Annotated in this window: 19 protein-coding genes; 6 read left to right on the top strand and 13 right to left on the bottom strand. The window is 28.2% G+C overall.

Annotated features, from left to right (window positions below; genetic code table 4):
* Nucleotide 1: 1 nt before the first annotated feature.
* From rbfA to R9C05_RS02060, 5 genes are all read right to left on the bottom strand, one after another.
* Entirely contained in the window at nt 2-334 is a 333-nt protein-coding gene (gene rbfA, locus R9C05_RS02080) for a 30S ribosome-binding factor RbfA (RefSeq protein WP_121940890.1), read from the bottom strand.
* Nucleotides 324-2135: a translation initiation factor IF-2 gene (infB, locus tag R9C05_RS02075; protein ID WP_121940889.1), complete on the bottom strand. Its 1812-nt coding sequence runs from the start codon at nt 2133-2135 to the stop codon at nt 324-326. Before infB ends, rbfA begins: the two co-directional genes overlap by 11 nt.
* Nucleotides 2102-2395: a YlxR family protein gene (locus tag R9C05_RS02070; RefSeq protein WP_121940888.1), complete on the bottom strand. Its 294-nt coding sequence runs from the start codon at nt 2393-2395 to the stop codon at nt 2102-2104. The genes infB and R9C05_RS02070 overlap by 34 nt, the downstream gene beginning before the upstream one ends.
* Nucleotides 2382-3956: a transcription termination factor NusA gene (gene nusA / locus R9C05_RS02065; protein ID WP_121940887.1), complete on the bottom strand. Its 1575-nt coding sequence runs from the start codon at nt 3954-3956 to the stop codon at nt 2382-2384. The genes R9C05_RS02070 and nusA overlap by 14 nt, the downstream gene beginning before the upstream one ends.
* A 106-nt stretch (nt 3957-4062) precedes the next feature.
* Nucleotides 4063-6216 carry a helix-hairpin-helix domain-containing protein gene (locus tag R9C05_RS02060; RefSeq protein ID WP_121940886.1) on the bottom strand — a complete coding sequence of 718 codons (2154 nt, stop codon included), beginning with the start codon at nt 6214-6216 and terminating at the stop codon, nt 4063-4065.
* 92 nt (nt 6217-6308) lie between these two features.
* Between R9C05_RS02060 and R9C05_RS02055 the strand changes: the two genes are divergently transcribed.
* Nucleotides 6309-6533: a TM2 domain-containing protein gene (locus tag R9C05_RS02055; RefSeq protein ID WP_121940885.1), complete on the top strand. Its 225-nt coding sequence runs from the start codon at nt 6309-6311 to the stop codon at nt 6531-6533.
* Nucleotides 6534-6630: 97 nt separating this feature from the next.
* Here R9C05_RS02055 and pip read toward each other — a convergent pair whose 3' ends face one another.
* The 8 genes from pip to rpmG form a co-directional block, all read right to left on the bottom strand.
* A complete protein-coding gene (pip, locus tag R9C05_RS02050; RefSeq protein ID WP_121940884.1) occupies nt 6631-7572 on the bottom strand; it encodes a prolyl aminopeptidase in 942 nt (313 codons plus the stop codon).
* Nucleotides 7573-7578: 6 nt separating this feature from the next.
* Nucleotides 7579-8682, bottom strand: a complete 1104-nt coding sequence (locus tag R9C05_RS02045; protein ID WP_121940883.1) for an ABC transporter ATP-binding protein — start codon at nt 8680-8682, stop codon at nt 7579-7581.
* Nucleotides 8683-8685: 3 nt separating this feature from the next.
* Entirely contained in the window at nt 8686-10386 is a 1701-nt protein-coding gene (locus R9C05_RS02040) for an ABC transporter permease (protein ID WP_121940882.1), read from the bottom strand.
* 127 nt (nt 10387-10513) lie between these two features.
* Nucleotides 10514-12148 (bottom strand): MATE family efflux transporter, encoded by a 1635-nt coding sequence (locus R9C05_RS02035; protein ID WP_211320127.1) that lies wholly within the window; start codon nt 12146-12148, stop codon nt 10514-10516.
* A gap of 15 nt (nt 12149-12163) precedes the next feature.
* Complete coding sequence (locus R9C05_RS02030; protein WP_121940881.1) at nt 12164-12940, bottom strand: DUF2779 domain-containing protein; 777 nt, start codon at nt 12938-12940, stop codon at nt 12164-12166.
* A gap of 124 nt (nt 12941-13064) precedes the next feature.
* Nucleotides 13065-13646, bottom strand: coding sequence for a transcription termination/antitermination protein NusG (gene nusG, locus R9C05_RS02025; protein WP_121940880.1), 582 nt, complete (start codon nt 13644-13646; stop codon nt 13065-13067).
* 8 nt (nt 13647-13654) lie between these two features.
* Nucleotides 13655-13888 (bottom strand): preprotein translocase subunit SecE, encoded by a 234-nt coding sequence (gene secE, locus R9C05_RS02020; protein WP_121940879.1) that lies wholly within the window; start codon nt 13886-13888, stop codon nt 13655-13657.
* Nucleotides 13888-14034 carry a 50S ribosomal protein L33 gene (gene rpmG / locus R9C05_RS02015; RefSeq protein ID WP_121940878.1) on the bottom strand — a complete coding sequence of 49 codons (147 nt, stop codon included), beginning with the start codon at nt 14032-14034 and terminating at the stop codon, nt 13888-13890. Before rpmG ends, secE begins: the two co-directional genes overlap by 1 nt.
* Before the next feature lie 96 nt (nt 14035-14130).
* On the opposite strand from rpmG, the gene R9C05_RS02010 reads away from it, so the two are divergent.
* The 5 genes from R9C05_RS02010 to rplL all read left to right on the top strand — a co-directional run bounded on the left by R9C05_RS02010 (nt 14131) and on the right by rplL (nt 19327).
* Nucleotides 14131-15819: a ligand-binding sensor domain-containing protein gene (locus R9C05_RS02010; RefSeq protein WP_121940877.1), complete on the top strand. Its 1689-nt coding sequence runs from the start codon at nt 14131-14133 to the stop codon at nt 15817-15819.
* A gap of 7 nt (nt 15820-15826) precedes the next feature.
* Nucleotides 15827-16978 carry a tRNA uracil 4-sulfurtransferase ThiI gene (gene thiI, locus R9C05_RS02005; protein ID WP_121940876.1) on the top strand — a complete coding sequence of 384 codons (1152 nt, stop codon included), beginning with the start codon at nt 15827-15829 and terminating at the stop codon, nt 16976-16978.
* 49 nt (nt 16979-17027) lie between these two features.
* Entirely contained in the window at nt 17028-18245 is a 1218-nt protein-coding gene (locus R9C05_RS02000; protein WP_121940875.1) for an MAG4530 family protein, read from the top strand.
* 191 nt (nt 18246-18436) lie between these two features.
* Complete coding sequence (gene rplJ / locus R9C05_RS01995; RefSeq protein ID WP_121940874.1) at nt 18437-18937, top strand: 50S ribosomal protein L10; 501 nt, start codon at nt 18437-18439, stop codon at nt 18935-18937.
* Between the two features lie 18 nt (nt 18938-18955).
* Nucleotides 18956-19327, top strand: a complete 372-nt coding sequence (gene rplL / locus R9C05_RS01990; RefSeq protein ID WP_121940873.1) for a 50S ribosomal protein L7/L12 — start codon at nt 18956-18958, stop codon at nt 19325-19327.
* Nucleotides 19328-19373: the final 46 nt, after the last annotated feature.

Genomic DNA, 19373 nt, shown 5'->3' with positions numbered 1-19373 from the left:
TTTATTCTTGAATTTTCTTTAGAATTTTTTCAATTCTATTCGCTGATGGCTCAACATTGTCAATTAGAAATTCCATTTCTGGAAGTTTTTTATATTTTCAATTGTGAGCTACTTGAGAGCGAATAAATGGTGCCATTTTTGTAATCTTTTCAAAGTATCTTGCTTTTTCTTTGAAGAAGGTTACATACACTTTAGCGTGTGAACCGTCTTTACTTAAAATTACGTCATTTATTGCAATGTTTGTAACATCGAAATCTTGTAATTTATAGAAACTTTGCCCTATAAGTTGTAAAAGCAGGCTAGTTTTTCTTTCGTGATTTATGTTATTCGTCATCTTGAATCACATCCTCGTAAAATTTTAATTCATCATCTATTTCTATTTTATCAAAGTCTTTTATGTGGGTTCCGAAGTCAAAGCCTTTTTCTACTACTTTAACATCATTTTTTTCTCTTTTTAGAGATTCAATTACACCTTTATGAATAAGTTTGTTTTTTCTTCAAACTTCAACTTTGCAATTTTCTTTAACTTGACCTTCATTTTGCATGCAACCTGCAATTGTTCCAACTTTTGAATAGTAGAAAAGTTGGATAACATTGGCTTCGCCAATAAGTTTTTCAACATACACAGGCTCTTTTAGACTTTTAATTAATGAGCGAAGTTCGTCAACAATTTTGTAAATAATATTGTGTTGAATTATTTTAATATTTTCTTGTTCGGCAAGTTTTTTAACTTCAGAGTTTATTGAAGGAATATTGAAGGTGTAAATTCTTGCATTTGAGGCAGTTGCTAGCATAACATCAGCTTTGCTAACTTCACCAGCAGTTGCACGGATAACTTGAACTGAAAGTTCATCATTTTTAATTTTACTTACAGTATTTTTAACTGCTTCAGCAGTTCCTTGCACATCGCCTTTGATAATTACGTTAATAGTTTTTGTTTGTTCGCTAATTATATTTACATTTTTAGCATTTAGTTCTTTTTGCTTATCTTGGAAAGCTCTATCTTCGGCAAGTTTTTTAGCAAATTTTTCATCATTCAAAACAATAAATCTTTCACCAGAACGTGGTGCTTTATTAAGCCCAGTTACGATTGCTGGCATTCCTGGTAAAGCTTTTTGAAGTGGAAGTCCATCAGTTGAATTTAAGGTTTTAATTTTTCCATATTGTGCACCTGCAACAATGAAATCTCTCTCGTACATAGTACCATTTTCAACAATAACAGTGGCAACAACTCCTCTTCCTTTATCAACTTTTGATTCAATAATTGTTCCTATTGGATCACGGTTTAAATTTGCTCTTAAGTTTAAAAGATCTGCTTGTAAAGAAATAGTTTCTAAAAGCTTATCAATATTTTGATTTTTTATTGCTGATCCATAAACAAAAGGAACCTCACCGCCTCATTCTTCACAAACTACATCATGTTCTGAAAGTTGAGCTTTAACTCTTTCAATGTCAATGTCAGGTTTGTCCATTTTGTTAACAAAAACAATCAGTGGAACCTTGGCTGCTTTTGCATGATCAATTGCTTCAATAGTTTGAGGTTTTACACCATCATCAGCAGCAACTACTAGAATAACAATATCAGTTACTTTAGCTCCACGAGCACGCATTTCTGTAAAAGCTTCATGCCCTGGCGTGTCAAGCAAAGTTATTCTTTCATCACCATATTTAATTTGATAAGCCCCAGTGTGTTGGGTAATTCCACCAAATTCACTTTGTAAAACATTAGTTTTTCTAATTTGATCTATTAAGGTTGTTTTACCATGGTCAACGTGACCCATGATAGTAATAATTGGTGCTCTTTTTACTAAATCTTCATCTTTTTCTTCGATTTTAAGGTTTTCAAAAACATTGCTTGAATCAACATTTTCTTGTTTGACAAAGTCATAACCTAACTCTAAACAAAGTTCAGCGATTTCATTTTCATTCAAGGAAGTATTAATTGTTTTAACAATTCCTTTTTTGAAAAAGTAAGTTAAAACTATTGCTGGAGTTTTTTTAACTTTACTTGCAAATTCTGAAACGGTCAAAGGCCCGTGAAAGTTAAAAACTCCATCAACAAGTTTGGTTTCACTGCTTGAAAGATGTTTTTTAATTTGTTCTAAATTTGATTGTCTTTCCTTTTTTTCTGCCATATTGCCACCTCGTTTCTTAAATTATCATAAACTTCTTGACTAATATTTTGTTTAAAAGCCTTATTTAAAAGTTTTTTTCTGAACAAAATTTCAATATTTTCTTCATCATTGAGGCAATATGCACCTCTACCACCTAGTTTTTGATCTATATCAAAAAGGATTTTGCCATCTTTTTGTTTTACAAATCTAATTAATTTATCTAAGGTGTATTTTGTGTTATTAGATATTGATTTTCGTTCAATTCTTTTATCACTCTTCATCGCCAATATCACTTAAATCAAAGTCAAGGTCAGCACTTAAATCATCATCTTTTTTGAAATCTTTAAGTTTAGTTTTAGCTATTTTTTCGTAATCTTCTTTAACTTTTTCGTTTGAATAAGGATCTTTGTCTTCTATTTCATCGTTTTTAGTTTCTTCAATTTCATCTTTAACTTTAGCTAAAGTTTCTTCAAGGTGAAGGTCAATGTCACTTTCGGCATAAAATTCTTTCGCAAAATCTTTATCATCAAAGTTAAGTGATTCACGAATTGCTTGTAAATCTTCATCAAAATTACTTAAATCAATATTCGTATTGTAATTTTGAGGAGGTTGTTGTTTGCCTTTTTTAAAGTTTGCACGTAATCTTCTTCCACTTTCAAGAGCTTTAATTTCTTCTTCAGTAATGTTTCCATTGAATGCAAAGACAAAACCTTTTTCCCGTGCCTCTTTATCACTTAAAATATCAAGTCTTGCTTTAGCAACACTTGATGCTAAAGAAACGTTTTGACCTTTTCCACCGATAGCTAAAGTATGTTGAACTTGAGGAACTATAACTATAAAATTAGGATACTTATTAGTTTTTGAAGGTTTTTCAATAATATCAATAACTTTTGCTGGACTTAGTGCGTTCATGATAAGTTCTTTAATATCAGATGAATATTCAATAACATCAATTTTTTCACCATCAAGTTGACGACTTATTGCATCAATTCTTGAACCGTTTTCACCAATAACTGAACCAGCTGCTTCAATACCTGCACCTGCTTTTTCAGTTTTTTTAACTACAATTTTTGCTCTTTCACCAGGAAAGCGTGCTGTTGAAACAACTTCAATTAAACCTTGACTAATTTCTGGCACTTCTTTGTGTAAAAGTTTTTCTAAAATTTTACCTTCAACTGATGAAACAATAACTTGGGCAACTTTATTTTCAGAGTTTACGTTTTCAATATAAACATCAATAGTTTGACCTAGATATAGTTTGTCTAAAAGTTTTTTGTTAATTGCATTTGGAGGCATGAAAGCATCAACTGTGTCAGCAATTTTTAAAAGTAGACCTTGTTTTAATTTTGAAGCAACAGTTGCTTTAACTACTTCGCCAATTTTTTTGCTATATTCATCAAAGATTTTTTGTTTATCAATTGCTTTGAATTCGTTTTCAAATTTTTGCAAAATTCTTGTATAAACTGATTTTGGAAAGTTTCCAAAATTAATTTCTTGAGCAAAAGTATCGCCTATTTTAATATTAGGATTTTCTTTTATTGCTTCAGAATAAACAACATCAATAATTGGTTCAACTGAATCTTTTTCAGTAGCACTTTTAGGATCAGCAACAACTGTTTTGTTTAAGTTAGTTATTGTGAAAGATGCATTTTCTTCATCGAAATTAAATTCGATTTCAGCATCAGCGTCATAATCTTCATAAATTGTTTTTAAAATTTCTTCTTTAAAAAGATTTACGATAAAACTTTTATCAACATTTCTTAATTTTGAAAGGTTGTCAATTTGAGTAAAAATTAGTTTAGCTGATTCTGAAACTACTTTTGCTTGTTTTTTCTCGCTCATTTTTTCTCCTTACACTTTTATTTAAAAAGGGGAGGCGTAACGCCTACCCTTCTTTTTATAATATAAAAACAAGTATCTACATTATATACTAAAATAAATTGAAATTTTAATTTCAAATTAGTTCGCCTTGAATTCTCCCTCTTTCAGGATCAACTTCGATAATTTTAACTTTAATATTTTCGCCTACTTTTAGAAGTTGTGATGGGTGGGTTATTGGCTCAAAACCTTCACGTTGCATTTTAGAAATATGAACTAAACAGTTTTGTTTTACACCGATGAAAACAAAGGCACCAAAATCAGTAATATTTAAGACTTGCCCATTTAAAATTTTGCCTATAGTCAAATCATTTATTGATAAAATCTCATCGCTAACAATAAAGCCTTCTTTATCATCACGAATATCTTTTCCTGGATTTGAAAGTGAGTCTAAAATTAAAGCAACATCATATTCACTTATTGCAAGTTCTTTGGCTAAATCTTTACTATCTATTTTGCCCAAAATTTCTTTGTTATCGTTAACTAAATTTAATTTTAAATGTTTAACAATTTTATCAGCGATTTTATAACTTTCAGGGTGAATATTTGTTTTATCGTAGAAATTATCAGAGTCATGAATTCTTAAAAAACCAATGGCTTGTTCGTATGCTTTTTCACCAAGTCCTTTAACTTCTTTAAGTTCCTCACGGTTCTTGAAATTACCATTTTTCTTACGATAATCAATAATGTTTTGAGCAATTTTTTCGCTCAAACCTGAGATATAAGAAAGGATGGTTTTTGTTGCACTGTTTAAGTCAACACCTACTAAGTTAACGGCTTTATTAACTTTAAAATCAAGTTGTTTTTCAAGTTCTTTTTGGTTAACATCGTGTTGATATTGACCTACACCAATTGATTTTGGATCAATTTTAATAAGCTCATTTAAAGGATCTTGGAAACGTCTACCGATGTTGATTGCACTTCTTTCTTCAACATTTAAATTAGGAAATTCTTCTTGTGCAACTTTTGAAACTGAGTAAACAGAAGCACCAATTTCACTAACTATTGCATAGACTAGTTTTTCGTTTTTATTCTTCAATTTTCTTTCTTTAATAATATCTGAAACAAGTGCTTCTGTTTCTCTGCTTGCAGTTCCGTTGCCGATTGCAATTAAGTCAATATTATATTTATCAACCAAAGAATTAATTGTATCTTTTGCTTCATTTACTTTATTTCTAGGTGGGTGCGGGAAGATAATTGATTTACTTAAAAAGTTACCATTTTCATCTAAAATAGCAATTTTGCATCCATTAATATAAGCGGGGTCTATTGCTAAAATACGTTTATTTTTTGTTGCTGGAGCAAGAAGCATTTGTTCAACGTTGTCAGCAAAAATTTTAATTGCATCTTTTTCAGCACGAGCAAAAAGTTCACTTTTAATTTCACGAATAATTGATGGAATTATTAATCTTTCAAGAGCATCTTTTACACATTCTAAAATGATTTTTCCAGTTCTAATGTTTTTAAAATACATTTGGTTAACGTCATAAATTATTTTTTTATCATTAAATGTAAAATCATAACTAATGATTTTTAAATCTTCACCACGAGCAATAGCTAAAACTCTGTGGTTTGGAATTTTTGAAGCTTTTTCTTTGTGATCATAATATCTTTCAAAAACTTCTTTTTCATCTTCAGCATTTTTCTTCTTTTTAGTTTCAATATATCCTCAGTTTAGAATTTGATCTTTGACATAATCTCTAACTTTAATATCTTGACTAATAATTTGGGCAATAATAAAACTTGCTTGTTCAATTACTTGATCAGCGTCGGTTAATTTATCTGAAAGATATTTTCTAGCTTCTGCATAAGGATTGAATTTTTGATCCTCGTTTCTCATAATTTCTAAAGCTAAAGGTTCAAGACCCATGGCGATTGCTTCGCTTGCTTTGGTCTTTTTTCCTATCTTGAAAGGTTCATAAATATTTTCAACTTCAGCTTTAGTTTGAGCGTTAATTATTTTGTTTTTAAGTTCATCAGTTAGAAGCTTTTTTTCTTCAAGAATTTGTAAAACATACTCTTTACGTTTGTTTAGTTCAACATCATATTCGTAAAGTTCGTTAATTTTTAAAATTTGCTCTTCATTAAGTCCCTCAGTCTGGGCTTTTCTATAACGAGCAATGAAAGGTATTGTTGCCTTTTCTTCTAAAAGTTTAAGTACAACTTCAACTTGATTGACCTTAACTTTTAATATCTTAGCAACGTTTAATATTGAGTCATTCATGGAAATCTCCTAGTAAAGCAAATTATAATTTAATTGACTTTTTAATGTAGTAAAATTAATTTATTAGGTTGATAAAGAAAAAGGGGTTCAAAATGGCAACAAAACCAAAGAAGAGTACATACTGACTTTTAGTGTTATTGCTTTCAATTTTCTTAGGAATTTTTGGAATTGATCGTTTCTATACACAACGTTGAGTCTTAGGAATTTTAAAATTTATAACTTTAGGTGGATTTTTAATTTGGTGAATAGTTGATATTGTTTTAATTGCAACTAGTCATTCAAGTTACACCGATGCAACGGGGAAAAAGATTCAATAAAAAGAGTAAAAAAATGGTTGACTGCAAGGGCAATCATTTTTTTAATTCAATGTTCTACTTATACTTTATTGAAAGTGTAATTTTTTGAATTCTATCTTTATTTTAAATGTTTTTTTAAATCTTCTAGTGCATCAACAAGGCCTTCTGAAATCTCAATTTCATATGATGAGTGACCACTTGTTGGGGCAAAGTGTAAATTACAATTATTTAATTTTTTTGAGATCTTGTAAGCTGAAATTGGTGGGCAAACCATGTCATATCTTCCTTGAATAATGTAAGTTTTGATATCTTTAATTTTGTTGATATTTTTTAGAATAAAGTTATCTTCTAAAAAAATGTCATTGTGGAAATAGTGATTTTCAAGCCTTGCAATTTCAAGATTAAATTTTGAGTTTGAAAGGACTTCTTCAAGGTTAGGTATTTGTTTTAATGCAACTAAACTTAGTTCTCACTTTGCTCAATGGTATGCTGCGTTTTGGGCAATTTTTTTGTTTTTATTGTTTAAAAGTGGATAATAAGCTTTGATTAAATCAGTGTCTTTTTGATCTAAAATTGATACTAAATCTTCATATTTATCAGGGAAAAAAGTTTTTGCTTGATTGTAAAGTCATTCATTTTCCTCTTTGGTTCCAAGATAGACTCCACGAAGTACTAATGCTTTAACTCTTTCAGGGTGAGAAATTGCGTAAATTAGAGATAATGTTGAACCTCAACTTCCACCAAAAACAACCCATTTTTCAATGCCTAAGTATTTTCTAAGTTTCTCAATATCTTCTACCAGATCTAAGGTTGTATTTTCTTTAATTTCAGCACTTGGCGTGCTTTTTCCGCAGCCTCTTTGATCAAATAAAACTGCATGATAAAATTTAGGGTCAAAGTATTGTCTATCTTCTGGTTTGATAGAACCACCTGGACCGCCGTGAATATAAAGTACGGCTTCGCCGTCTTTGTTTCCAACTTCTTCATAGTAAATAGTGTGAATCTTACTTACATTTAGGAATCCTTTTTTAAAGGGCTCCGTGAGTGGATATTTTTCCATTATAGATTACTCCGATTCTGTGGTGTTGAAATAAATTTGGTTAAGTGACATTTTATTTTCAGCAAATGCTGTAATTTCAATGCTGTTTAAAAATGCTATTGTGAAAAGATAACTTTTTTGTTCAGCATTGTTAATTTTTAAAAGTAAAGAATCTTTAACAACTAAACCTGAAAATTTGTGTTGTTTTAAAAGTTCAAAAAGTTTTTTATTATCACTTGATATAACTTTGTAGTTGTAAATTTTGTTCTTCAGTTTGTCAGCAACTTTTCCGCTATCTTTTACTTTTCCACCTTCTAGTACAGTTACTGAGTCAATGTATTTTTCAAGCTCAGCCAAAATGTGAGATGAAATTAAGATAGTTTTACCTTGATGGTGAAGTTCTTTGATTGATTCGTAAAATTCAATTCTAGCTGATGGGTCAAGGTTAGCAGCAGGTTCGTCCATAATTAAAATTTCTGGATCGTTAATTAAAGCTTGCATTAGTAGAACTTTTTTCTTTTGGCCTGATGAAAGTTTTTGAGCTGATTTTTTGAAAATTGATGAAGTGAAGCCGTATTTATCCATCAATAAGTTTACTTTTTCTTTAGCTTGCTTATCGTTTAAATTTGACATTCTAGCAAAACTGTATAGAAATTCATAAATTGTTAAATTTTGAGGGAAAACTGATACCTCGGGGATATATCCAATTTTATCCTTAGCGTGGATATTTTTTGAATCAAGTCCATTTACATAAATCTTGCCAATTCTTTTTTGATAGTAGTTAAGGATTAATCTAATTGTTGTTGTTTTACCGGCACCATTATTTCCAATGAAACCATGAAATTCACCTTTTTTAACTTCAAAAGAAACATCATCTAAAACTAAGTTTGGTTTTCCAAGCTTTCCGCGAAAGATTTTTGAAATATGTTGGATTGAAATAGCAACATCATCTTTTGGCTCGGTTATATCTTTAACACATTCAAGTGCATGTTTGTTAAGCTTGTTATATTCTTTTTGATGTTCTCTTAAAAGGTTACGATTTCAATAAAATTTTCTAGTTAGTTTAGTATTTTCGCTAGTATTTTTTATTTGATCTTCATGTTCATTATTATTTAAATTTTTGTTTTTCATAGTCTAGTAATCCTTTCTACTAAATACAACTGCTCCAGCAGCAATTAAAATTGCTGAGATAATTAGTGGAACGAATAAACCAACGGTTCAGTGCATGTATTTTTTAGATCCAAATTCAACGATAGAACCACTATTTAATCTAACAATTTTAAGACCACTTAAAAGGTTAGCACGGTTCATATATTTACTAAAGTCAGCGTAGTTAAAGTCAACTAATGTTGAGTTGTTTTTGTCATGGATTAATTTAGATAGAAGATAAACTATTGCAGTTTGTTTAACTAGATTAAATTTAAAGGTAAAGGTAATAAAAGCAGGGTCATCAGCTTTTTTCAAAATGTCAGCTTGACTTAATTTTAAAATTTCTTTTTTAGTTAAAGTTGGTTCATTTTTGAATGAAACATAGTCAACAGTAAGCTTTTTAATTATTTCAAAAAGTGCTTCATCTTCTTGAATACTTTTGATTACACCCATTAATGTTGCAGGGGTTAGAACGATTGGTGTTTTATTTAAAACGAAGTTATCATCTAAATAAAGTTCATCAATTTTATTAATTAAATCTCGTTTAATTGTTTTATAACCATTTTCAGTTTTAGCTTCAATTTCTTTAGTGTTAAAGTTTTTAATAATACTTCCCATGTTGATGAAAAGTGGATCTTCAGAAGTTTTAACTGTTGCAATTTCGGCCATCATTGGTGGGTTGTATGAAAGAGCAAAATAGTTTACAATTTCTTTACCTTCGGCGTTGTGGTCAATAGTTTTAAACACAAATTCGTTGTTTTTTAATGAATTTTGAAATTCATTTTCACCATATTTAACTTTATCGGCATATAAACAAGTAGTTGTGAAAGCATCTTGTTTATCAACTTCAAAGTAAAGGGTTGTAAAGTAAGTGCTTGGATTCATTCAGAAAATTTTGTTGTACAAACTATTGTTATTATCTTTAATAAGATCGCTTATTTTTTCATTGTCTAAACGATTTTCAATTCAATATTTAAACTTTGACGCTGGATTTGCCAGATATTTTCCTAACTTTGCATCATCATCACGTGAAACAATTTTGGTAACTTTTGTTGCTGCAACGTTATCAATAACTTGCTTTTTAGTTTCGGATGGTGAAGCGATGAAGTTTAAAATAACAATAATAATTGTTGGAAGACCACCGGTTACGAATTGATAAGGTTTTGATTGAATAAAGTTATGAATTAATGCACCTAAAGCTAGGGTAAAAATTCCAATTAAACAAAAACCTGCGTAGAAAATCATTCAAGATAAAATTTTGCTTTTTCAACTAAAAATTGGATAAATTATTGCCCCAGCAAAATAACCTAAAGAAATAATAAATGATTGTCATGCTATAACAACTAAACCAGCTAAAATTGTTGCTCAATAAATTTGATTTCTAGTAATTGGCTTAGATTGCATAATATAGAACATTCCTTCTTCTTTATACTTATAAAAAAGTGATTGAACGGCTATACTTGTCGCCATAAAGCTTGAGATTACACCAAAAGGTGCAATAAATGATCTGAAAAGTTCAACTGAATGTCTTGAATAAATTAAGTCATCATTATTACCTGCAACCTTAAAACTAATAAAAATTGCAACACTAACACCAATATGCAAAAGAGCCATAATTATTGATGTAAAGTAAGTTGAAGGTTGACGGAAAAACATCTTAAGTTGAACCTTGAAAAATGTGTTCACTTTTTTCTCCTCTCATCATCAAAGTTTAATATTAAATAATAATAATTATAGTTTAAAGTTACTTTATATTTGGCAAATAAGAAATATTTAATGAACAAAAAAAGTTAAAAAAATAACCAATTTTTGGTTAATTTTGGCTATTTTCTAATTTAATTTCTTCTTGGATTTTGTTGTCTAAATTATTTCCGTTTTCATCAAAAGGCCCATCAACTTCAATAGTTAAATTTTTCTTTCAATTATATTTTCATTGAACAAGTTCAAAAATTAAAAGTCTAATCAAATCAAAAAGGTAAAATGCCATATAAGCTAAAGGCAATGTCATTGAATTTGGGAAGCGAGGAACTATTACAAAACTTATAATTGCAAGTCATGCAAAATGAAGGCCTTGAGTTAATAAAGTTATACCTGAAGCAACATTGTTTTTTCCACCCGATCTAATAATTGCAAGTGTAGTATAGAATCAACATCAAAGAGGATTCACAATTACAACCATTGCCATTGTTTTTAAAAAGTTATCAGTATAAACTTTTTTAGCTTCGATCATTCTTTGATGAATAAAGTTTGAATCAATAACTTTTCCAGGAAATTCATTTTGAATTTTTAATAGATTTGCTGGATTTTCAAAATACTCACGCGTGGTTTCTTCAACTCCTTTTGCAGTTGCTGGAAGTGATGCTATTAAAAACATTAAAGCAAGCATTATAAAACTCATGAAGAAACCGAAAAGTGCATGGAAACCTTTGAGTTGTTTTGCATTTCTTTCTGCTTCATCAAAGTTGCTATGCCCAAGTTCTCTTGCAACAAAAAAGCTAACATTTGAACTAATTGCACCGGTTACTGCACTTGCAATTGAAGCCATTGATTCAACTAAACCTAAAACAGTTACACCACTAATTGCCATTCATTTTTTGCCAATGCTTGCTTCGGGAAAAGCACGTGCTCATAAAAACATTCTGCAAGGTAGCATTATCATTGCAATAATAGTTACAAGCATTGCAGGAGTTCTTTTTAAAACTTGAATTGCAATAGGCTTTGAAATCTTGAAAACCTTAAAAATGCTCATATAAATTTGACGTACTTTGAATCAAGTTCAAAGTTGATCGCTTATTAAACAACAAACGCTACTAATTATTGAGCCAACAGCAGCATAATATGCAGGAAGTTTAAATCCGTAAAGACAAACGGCATTTATTATTACGTTTGTTAGTAAAGTAACAACTGCACCTGAAAAAGCATATTTTGAATGTCCGGTTTCATTAAGTTGCATATTGGTATTAAAGTTATAGCAAGTTATTATTCAAGAAAAAGTAATTAAAATTAAGTATTTTTTTCCGTTTAGAAGTGCTTGAGCGTTAATATCTTTTCCACCAATTATTGTTATAAAGTCTTGCGGAATTATGTAAATTGGAATAACGAAACAAAATACAACAATAACATTAAGTCAAAAACGCATATTCATTACTTGATTAACTTTGCTATATTCTTTTTTGCCCCAATATTGCCCAACAAACATAGCAGCAATTCCTTGAATTGCAAAAAAGATTGTATAAATAATTGAAGTTCAAGTGTTTGCATAAGTTAGCGAATCAATTCCAAAAGGCAAGTGAGAAACCATAAAGTTGTCTAGAAAACCATTAAGAGCGAAGATAATTTCGCCAATAACGATTGGGAAAGTTTTTAAAAAATAAAGTTTCCACTCAGCTTTATTTTGCGGCAAGTATGGTATTTTTTTTCTTTGTTTCTTTTCTACTATATTTGTCATGCTTTCTCATTTCTTTTACATTTCTCAAATTTTTTCAATAAGTTCGCTAACTTTTAGATCTTTGTTTATATCTAATATTTTAATTAAATTAATTAGTCTATCCTTAAGTTGGATCTTTTTCATTTCATGTTCAAGATTTTCTATATTTATAACATAGCACATTTTTAAAACATCATCACGTGAGTAATTTCTTATTTCATTTATTAAAATTCTTGTACTAATAGGAATAAAAAGTTTGTATCTTTTATCAGTCTGTTTATTCCCTTTAGCAGAATTTAAAAAGAGCAAGTAACCTGCATAATTTGCAGCCATTCCATCTTTTGCAATTACTTGATTTTTAATAAATGTTAGCCCTTCATTTTTTGAAATTTCTTCCTTCAAGGTTACAAAAAACTTTTTGTTGCTAAACTTTTTGTAAGCCAATTTTGAAAGAGAAATATCTTGTCCTCTAATTTTAGGAAGAAGTGCAATTACTTCATTGTCGGGGAAAATTTTTAAAAGAATTTTTCTTTCCAAAACAGGGTTGTGACCGACAAAAACTACATCTTCCATTGTTACATTTGGATTAATTCTTTTGATATCTTTTTCGATTGATTTTTTAATAATTTCCAAGATAGAATTTTTATTAGAATGTCTTCCAAAATCAACAATAAAAGTGCTACTTTGAAATAAATTTTGTTTATTTAAAAGCCCAATGCTATAAGCAAATGGGGTGTCATTTGGAACTTTTATAATTGAAGCAAAAGGATTTGTAATTGCTTCAAAATCTATGTAAACTTCTACCTTGTTCATAAAAATAATTATACTCTCAAAGTTGCTAAATTTTTAAGGGATATGGAGAGTAAAAAAAATAAGCCAGCATTGTGGCTTAAATCTTAATTTTAATATTATTTGAATTTCCGAAAAACTGCTTTATTTAACCAACAATTTCCAAATCTTCATAGTCAAATTCAGTAGGAGTTTTTGTTCCATAAAGTTCAATATTAACGAATGCTTTTTTAGTGTTGTCATTGTTCTTAATTATTTCACCAATTTCTTCTTTAAAAGGTCCAGCAATAATTTTTACAACAGTTCCTTCTTTGAATGCTGTTTCAATATCACCAGCTTCAAATTTAGCAATAAGTTCAGCTTCTTTATCAACCATTTTTTGAAAAGTTTTCATTGAGATTGGAGTTGGTTTTGCTCCCTTACCACTTGATCCGACAAGACCTGTTACATATTGAGTGTTACGGACTAAATATCAAGCCTCGTCTGTCATTACCATATTTAAAAAAATGTAGCCCTTATAAATATTTACATACTTTACAGTATATTCTTCACCTTTAGTTTTTTTCTCAAGTTCTCTGTTTGATAAGTGAGGCATTTTGAACACTCTAATTTCTCTAAAAAATTCATCCATAAATTTAGCACTAATTTTATTTTTAAGAGATTCAATAACATTGTCTTCTTTACCAGAAACAGTAGAAATCATATATCATTTAAAATCTTTATCTTCCATATTTACTCCTATGATTTAATTCCAATTGCATTTCAAACACTAGAAAATAACAATGTCATTAAAAAACAAAATATTGCCATTACAACCAAAAAAGCGATGGTGATACCAAATCATTTTCAAGCCTTTGCACTTTTTGGTCATTTAATTCTTTTGACTTCTTTTGCAAAGTTTTTTAAAGTTGATTCTTTAATTGGTTTGCTTTCTTTTTTATCTTCTATTTTTTCTTCTTTAATTTCATCCATTACTTTTCCTCTTTGTGTTCTGTTTGTTTATTACAAAATGAGCAAAATTTCTTTATTTCTAATCTTGCACTGTTACTTTTTTTAGTGTAATAATTTTTTCTAAAACATACTTGACAAGCAAGTGAAACCTTTTTGGTGCTTTTCATATTTTACAATTATATATAAAAATTATAAATTTATTAATAAAGAATAGTTTGCCCTTTTTTGTTTAGTTTAAAATTAATTATATGATTAGCAAAAACATGTTAGTTTTAATAATAATTCTTTCAGTCTTAATTTTAGGTCTTTGCCTCGCGATGATCTTTGTTTATTTAATTAAGATTAAACCTAAAAAAATGATTGAAAAAGTTAAAGAAATTCGCAAGGATTTGGCTCAAAAATATTTAATTATTGATGAAAACAATAATCAATTTAATCTAATTAGCCAAAACGATGAAATTTATAAAGAATATGAAATTGAACTTGCTAAAAAAACTAATGTTTTTCGCGATCTACAAAGTGAGATAAATTATCACATTGAAAGAATTTTAAATAAGATTAGCAATCACAAAAAAAATCACAATAAGTTTGAATTCAGTTGCTTGCATAAAGTTCAAAAGCTATTTAACGATGAAGTTAAAAAACCATTTTTGAAAACAAAAAAAGTTTTTGATGGTTTTATAGTTTATGCGAAAGCCAAGATTCAATTTTCAAAAGAAATATGATCTTTGCTAGATCCACTAAAAACAATATATGGAAAGATTAAAACTTATTTAAAAAGTGAAGAAGGGAAAAAAACGCACGAAATTTTTCACACAAGAATTAACGATTTAGAAGAAAGATTTAAAGAATTTATTAAATTTATTCAAAAAGATGAATTCTTAAAATTATCTGCAGAAAAAATTAAAGAAAATTTTTATGAAGCAAACTTAATAATCCAAGAGTTTTTAATAATAATTTCAAGAGGGAAAACTTACTATTTTTTAGCTGAAAATTTATTGCCAAAATATATTGAAAAAATTATAAAATTTGAGTCAAAATTTAAATCAAATTTATCATCAAAATATCAAAGTTTATATAATACAAATTCACTAAATTTGTTTTATGAAAAACTTGTAAGTTTGCGTCAAAATATAGTTGCAAGTAGTTTAATTTCTAATGAAAAAAATGTTAAAAATGATTTAATAAATATAATAAGAATTTTGCAAAAATGATTCAATAATTTAGAACAAGAAGTTGCTGCAAATTTAATCTTAATTGATTCAGAAGAAGAGATTAAGACATTGCAAAATGATGTTAGAAAAATGGATCTTTATTTAAGATCTATGATTATGGAAAATGAAAATTTAAGTGATAAAAAAACTCAAGAATATAAGGAAAAAATCAACTCAATAGAAGGCTTAAAAATAGGAAAGAAAAGTCATGAAGAATTAACTCATTTCGAAAGACTTGATTCTGTCAAAAAAACTATTGAATTTTATGAATCAATTTTCAAAAAACAGACTGAATTAATTAATAATATCAGACAAGAAAAAAATGTTCAAAAACAAGGTAAAATAATAATTGAAACTTTAGAAAAAATCTATTTATCAAAGCTTGCAATGATTCAAGAACTTGAATTGACATTGAGTGAAAAACAAGAACAATCAATTTCTAAAATTCAACATTATAGAAGCGAAATTTTCAAAAACATAAAAGAGAAAAACATTGATACAAGCAATGAAAATTTTAGAATATGTGAATTGCTATATAAAAAAATAATTTTAGAATTTACTATGTTGATTGAAGGAAGAAAAATAGTAGAAGAAACTATTGAAAAAATAAGTCCACTAATTAGCAGCCATAAGCAATTAGAAAATCTTTATGAAGTATTAATTTCATGTCTTGAAAATAACAATATTTTAGGTGCAATAAAACAAATACAAAATTATATAAGTAGTGAATTAAACTAGGAGAAAAATGTATACAAAAATTCTAATAAGATATGGTGAGTTAACTTTAAAAGGTGAAAATAAAAAAGATTTTATTAAAACCCTAAAAGATAACTTACTTTTATATATTAAAAAAGACGAACTCAAAGTTGAATTTGATAGAGCATTTGCAACTTATTCAAACCAAAATTTGGAAAGTCTAAAATTCATTTTTGGAATAAGTTCTTACTCACCAGCTATAGAGGTTGAAACGGATCTTGAAATAATCAAACAAGAATTAGTGAAATTTGCAAAAACGAAGAGTTTTAATTCTTTTGCAATAGCAAGCAGAAGACATGATAAAAAATTTGATTTAACTAGCAATGAACTTAACAAAGTTTTAGGCGAACAAATACTTAAAAATTTTAAAAATAAATCAGTCAATTTAACTAGTCCCGACATCAAATTTTATATTGAAGTAAGAGATGCTAGAACCTTTATTTTTAGTGATTATATTCAAGGCCTTGGTGGCATGCCGGTTAATACCGCAGGCAAAGTTTTACATTTAATTAGCGGCGGGATTGATTCACCTGTAGCAGCAAATTTATTACAAAAAAGAGGGTTGAAAGTATATTTTATTAACTTTATTACCCCACCACAAACTGATAAAAAAACAGTAGAAAAAGTTGATCAAATTATTGAAAATTTAACTCATTATCAAGGTAATTCATTACTATTTCAAATTAATTATTCAAAAGTTATGAACTATCTTTCTCTTGTTTCAAATCAAAAATATAAGATAACTTTAATGAGAAGAAGTTTTTACAGAATTGCTCAAAATATTGCCAAAAAATATGAAATCAAAGCACTTTCAAATGGCGAAAATTTAGCTCAAGTTGCCAGTCAAACTTTAGAATCAATTCACACTATTTCTCAAGTAGTAGATTTACCAATTTTTCGTCCACTTTTAACATATGATAAGCTTGAAATAATTGAAAAAGCAAAAGCGATAAATACTTTTAATATTTCATTAATAAAAGCATGTGAAACCTGTGAACTTTTCGCCCCTAAATCGCCAGTTACTAGACCAAACATTGAAGAAGCATTAAGGCTTGAAAAAGAACTTGATAAATTAAGTGAACTTGAAGATGAAGCAATAAATCTTGTTGAAATCAAAAAGTTTTCACTAAAAAATGATTAATCTTTGATTAACCTTTACTTTGATAAAATTTAATTAATAGGAGAATGGATTGGAAGAAGAAAGAATTTTTTTAAAAAAGATGTATGAAAAACATAAAAAAGAATCAACAAAATCAAAAAGTTTGTTTTTTCTTTATTCAATGTTTTTACTTTTGATATTGACTTCATTTGTTTTATTAATTTGATATAAAAAGATAAATTTTAAAATCTTAATAACAATTGAAGTTTTAATTTTTATAGCTTCTTTTGTTCTTTTTTGACTTTTAATGCGAAAACTTTCGTTAATAAGATTTGTTGAAAGTTATCCAAAAAATGAATTTTTATCCCATAGATTCTTAAATGACTTTTATATTCTGAGCTTTAAAAGAATTCCAAAGGAATTAAAATCTCATAATTCAATTTATAAAGATAATTTAAAAATATTGCAAAAAATGAACTTAAACGCTCATGATTATGTTATTCAAGGAAGTCTTGCACTTTCAATTAATTGAAAGAGATTTTGAAGAAAGACGAATGACATTGATTTTATAACTTTGAAGGCAAATCCTAGCGAACTTATAAAAGAAAAAGAAAACTTTAATCTTATTTTTAAAGATTTAGCAATTGAAAAATATGAATATAAAGAAACTGGCCAAATTTTAGATATTGCAAAAAATCAAGTTATTCCTGAAGATTATATTTATAGTTTAAAAGGCTATAACATTGCTAATATTTACTGAATTTTAGTGTCTAAAATTTGTGAGCTATATCGCCTTGCCGAACAAAGAGTTGATGTTGATAAAAAGATTAAAAATTTATTTCTAGATATTGCATTTATTGAAGCTAATTTTGTTGCAACCTTAAGAAAAATTAATAAGAAAAAAATGATAAATGCAACCAAAGATTATTTAATTTCAAACATGCTTTTACAGTATTTAAGAGAACACAATAAATTTATAAAATTTAATGAGAAAAACTTATTGTTTTTAACTGAATGATTTGAAAGAAATTTCAGCGAACTTTATACAATAAATGCAGTTATTTCTGATGTTTTAAATGTTCTTTCTTTTTGAATTTTAAATGATAAAAGCTTAATCACATTAAATGAAATTTGCAACGAAATTTTAGAAGAAAAAACTCATCCTAATGAAATTCCAGTAAGCAAAATCATTAGTGTAAAAAATGAACAAATTGATAAATTTATTGCAATTTTTCGTGACACAAATAAACTAAAAGACAAGAGGCTTTTTGCTCTTGAAGAATTAAATAAACGGTTCAACCAAAGCTAATAATTAAGTGTGTTTTCACTAAAAAACACGCTTTATTTTTTAATTAAAAAATAATTTAAATTTAAGAAAAAAAAATAATTCTATGTTAAAATAGAAAAGCAATATATGAAGACAGTAACTGCATTAGCTTAATTTGTTACCGAGTATGTTTACTTTTTTTACATATTGCAAAAATAATTTAGGAGGAGAAAATGAGCGCACTAAGAGACGCTAAAGGTTTAGTTGTTAAAGAAATTTCTGATCACTTAAATCAATCAAAAGCACTTTATGTACTTAACTATAAAACTCTTGATGTTAAAGCTTTGCAACAAATTAGAAATGTTGTAGCTGGCGAAGGCGTTTTATTAAAAGTGTATAAAAACAGATTAGTTAAACTTGCTGCTGATTCATTAAAATTTGGCGACATTAACGCAAGCTTAATTGGTCAAAACATTTATGCTTTTGCTAAACAAGATGATCTAAATGCTTTAAAAGCTATAGTCAAAAACAAAAAACAATTTCCTGCTCTTGAACTTGTTGCTGGAATTTACGAAAACAAAGTAGTAAATGCAAAAGAACTAGAAGAAATTGCAAAACTTCCTTCATACGAAGAAGCACTTATGATTCTTGGCAATTCACTTATCAGCCCAATTAGAAATATTGCAATTGGACTTAACATGCTAATTGAACAAGGAAAAGTTAAAGCTGAATAAAATTTAAGGAGAAATATAATGGCAAAATTAACAAAAGAAGCATTCATTTCAGCATTAAAAGAAATGAACATTAAAGAAGTTATGGAACTAGTAAATGGATTAAAAGAAGAATTTGGAATTGATCCTACCGCTGTAGTTGCAGCTGCTGCTGCTCCTGCTGCTGAAGCTGCTGAAGAAAAAACCAGTTTTAAAGTTACTTTAAAATCAGACGGAGGAAACAAACTAGGTGTTATTAAAGTTGTTAAAGACGTTCTAGGTATTGGTCTTCTAGATGCTAAAAAATTGGTTGAATCAGCACCTGCAGTTCTAAAAGCTGATATTAAGAAAGCAGAAGCTGAAGAACTTAAAGCTAAACTAGTTGAAGCTAAAGCTGAAGTAGTTATTGAATAATCTTAAAAATTAAAAACCGGCTTTGCACAAGCCCGTTTTTATCTTT

This window comes from Metamycoplasma subdolum (genome assembly GCF_033546815.1).
Lineage (GTDB): Bacteria > Bacillota_I > Bacilli_A > Mycoplasmatales > Metamycoplasmataceae > Metamycoplasma > Metamycoplasma subdolum.
This window is presented reverse-complemented; position numbering and strand designations above follow the sequence as displayed.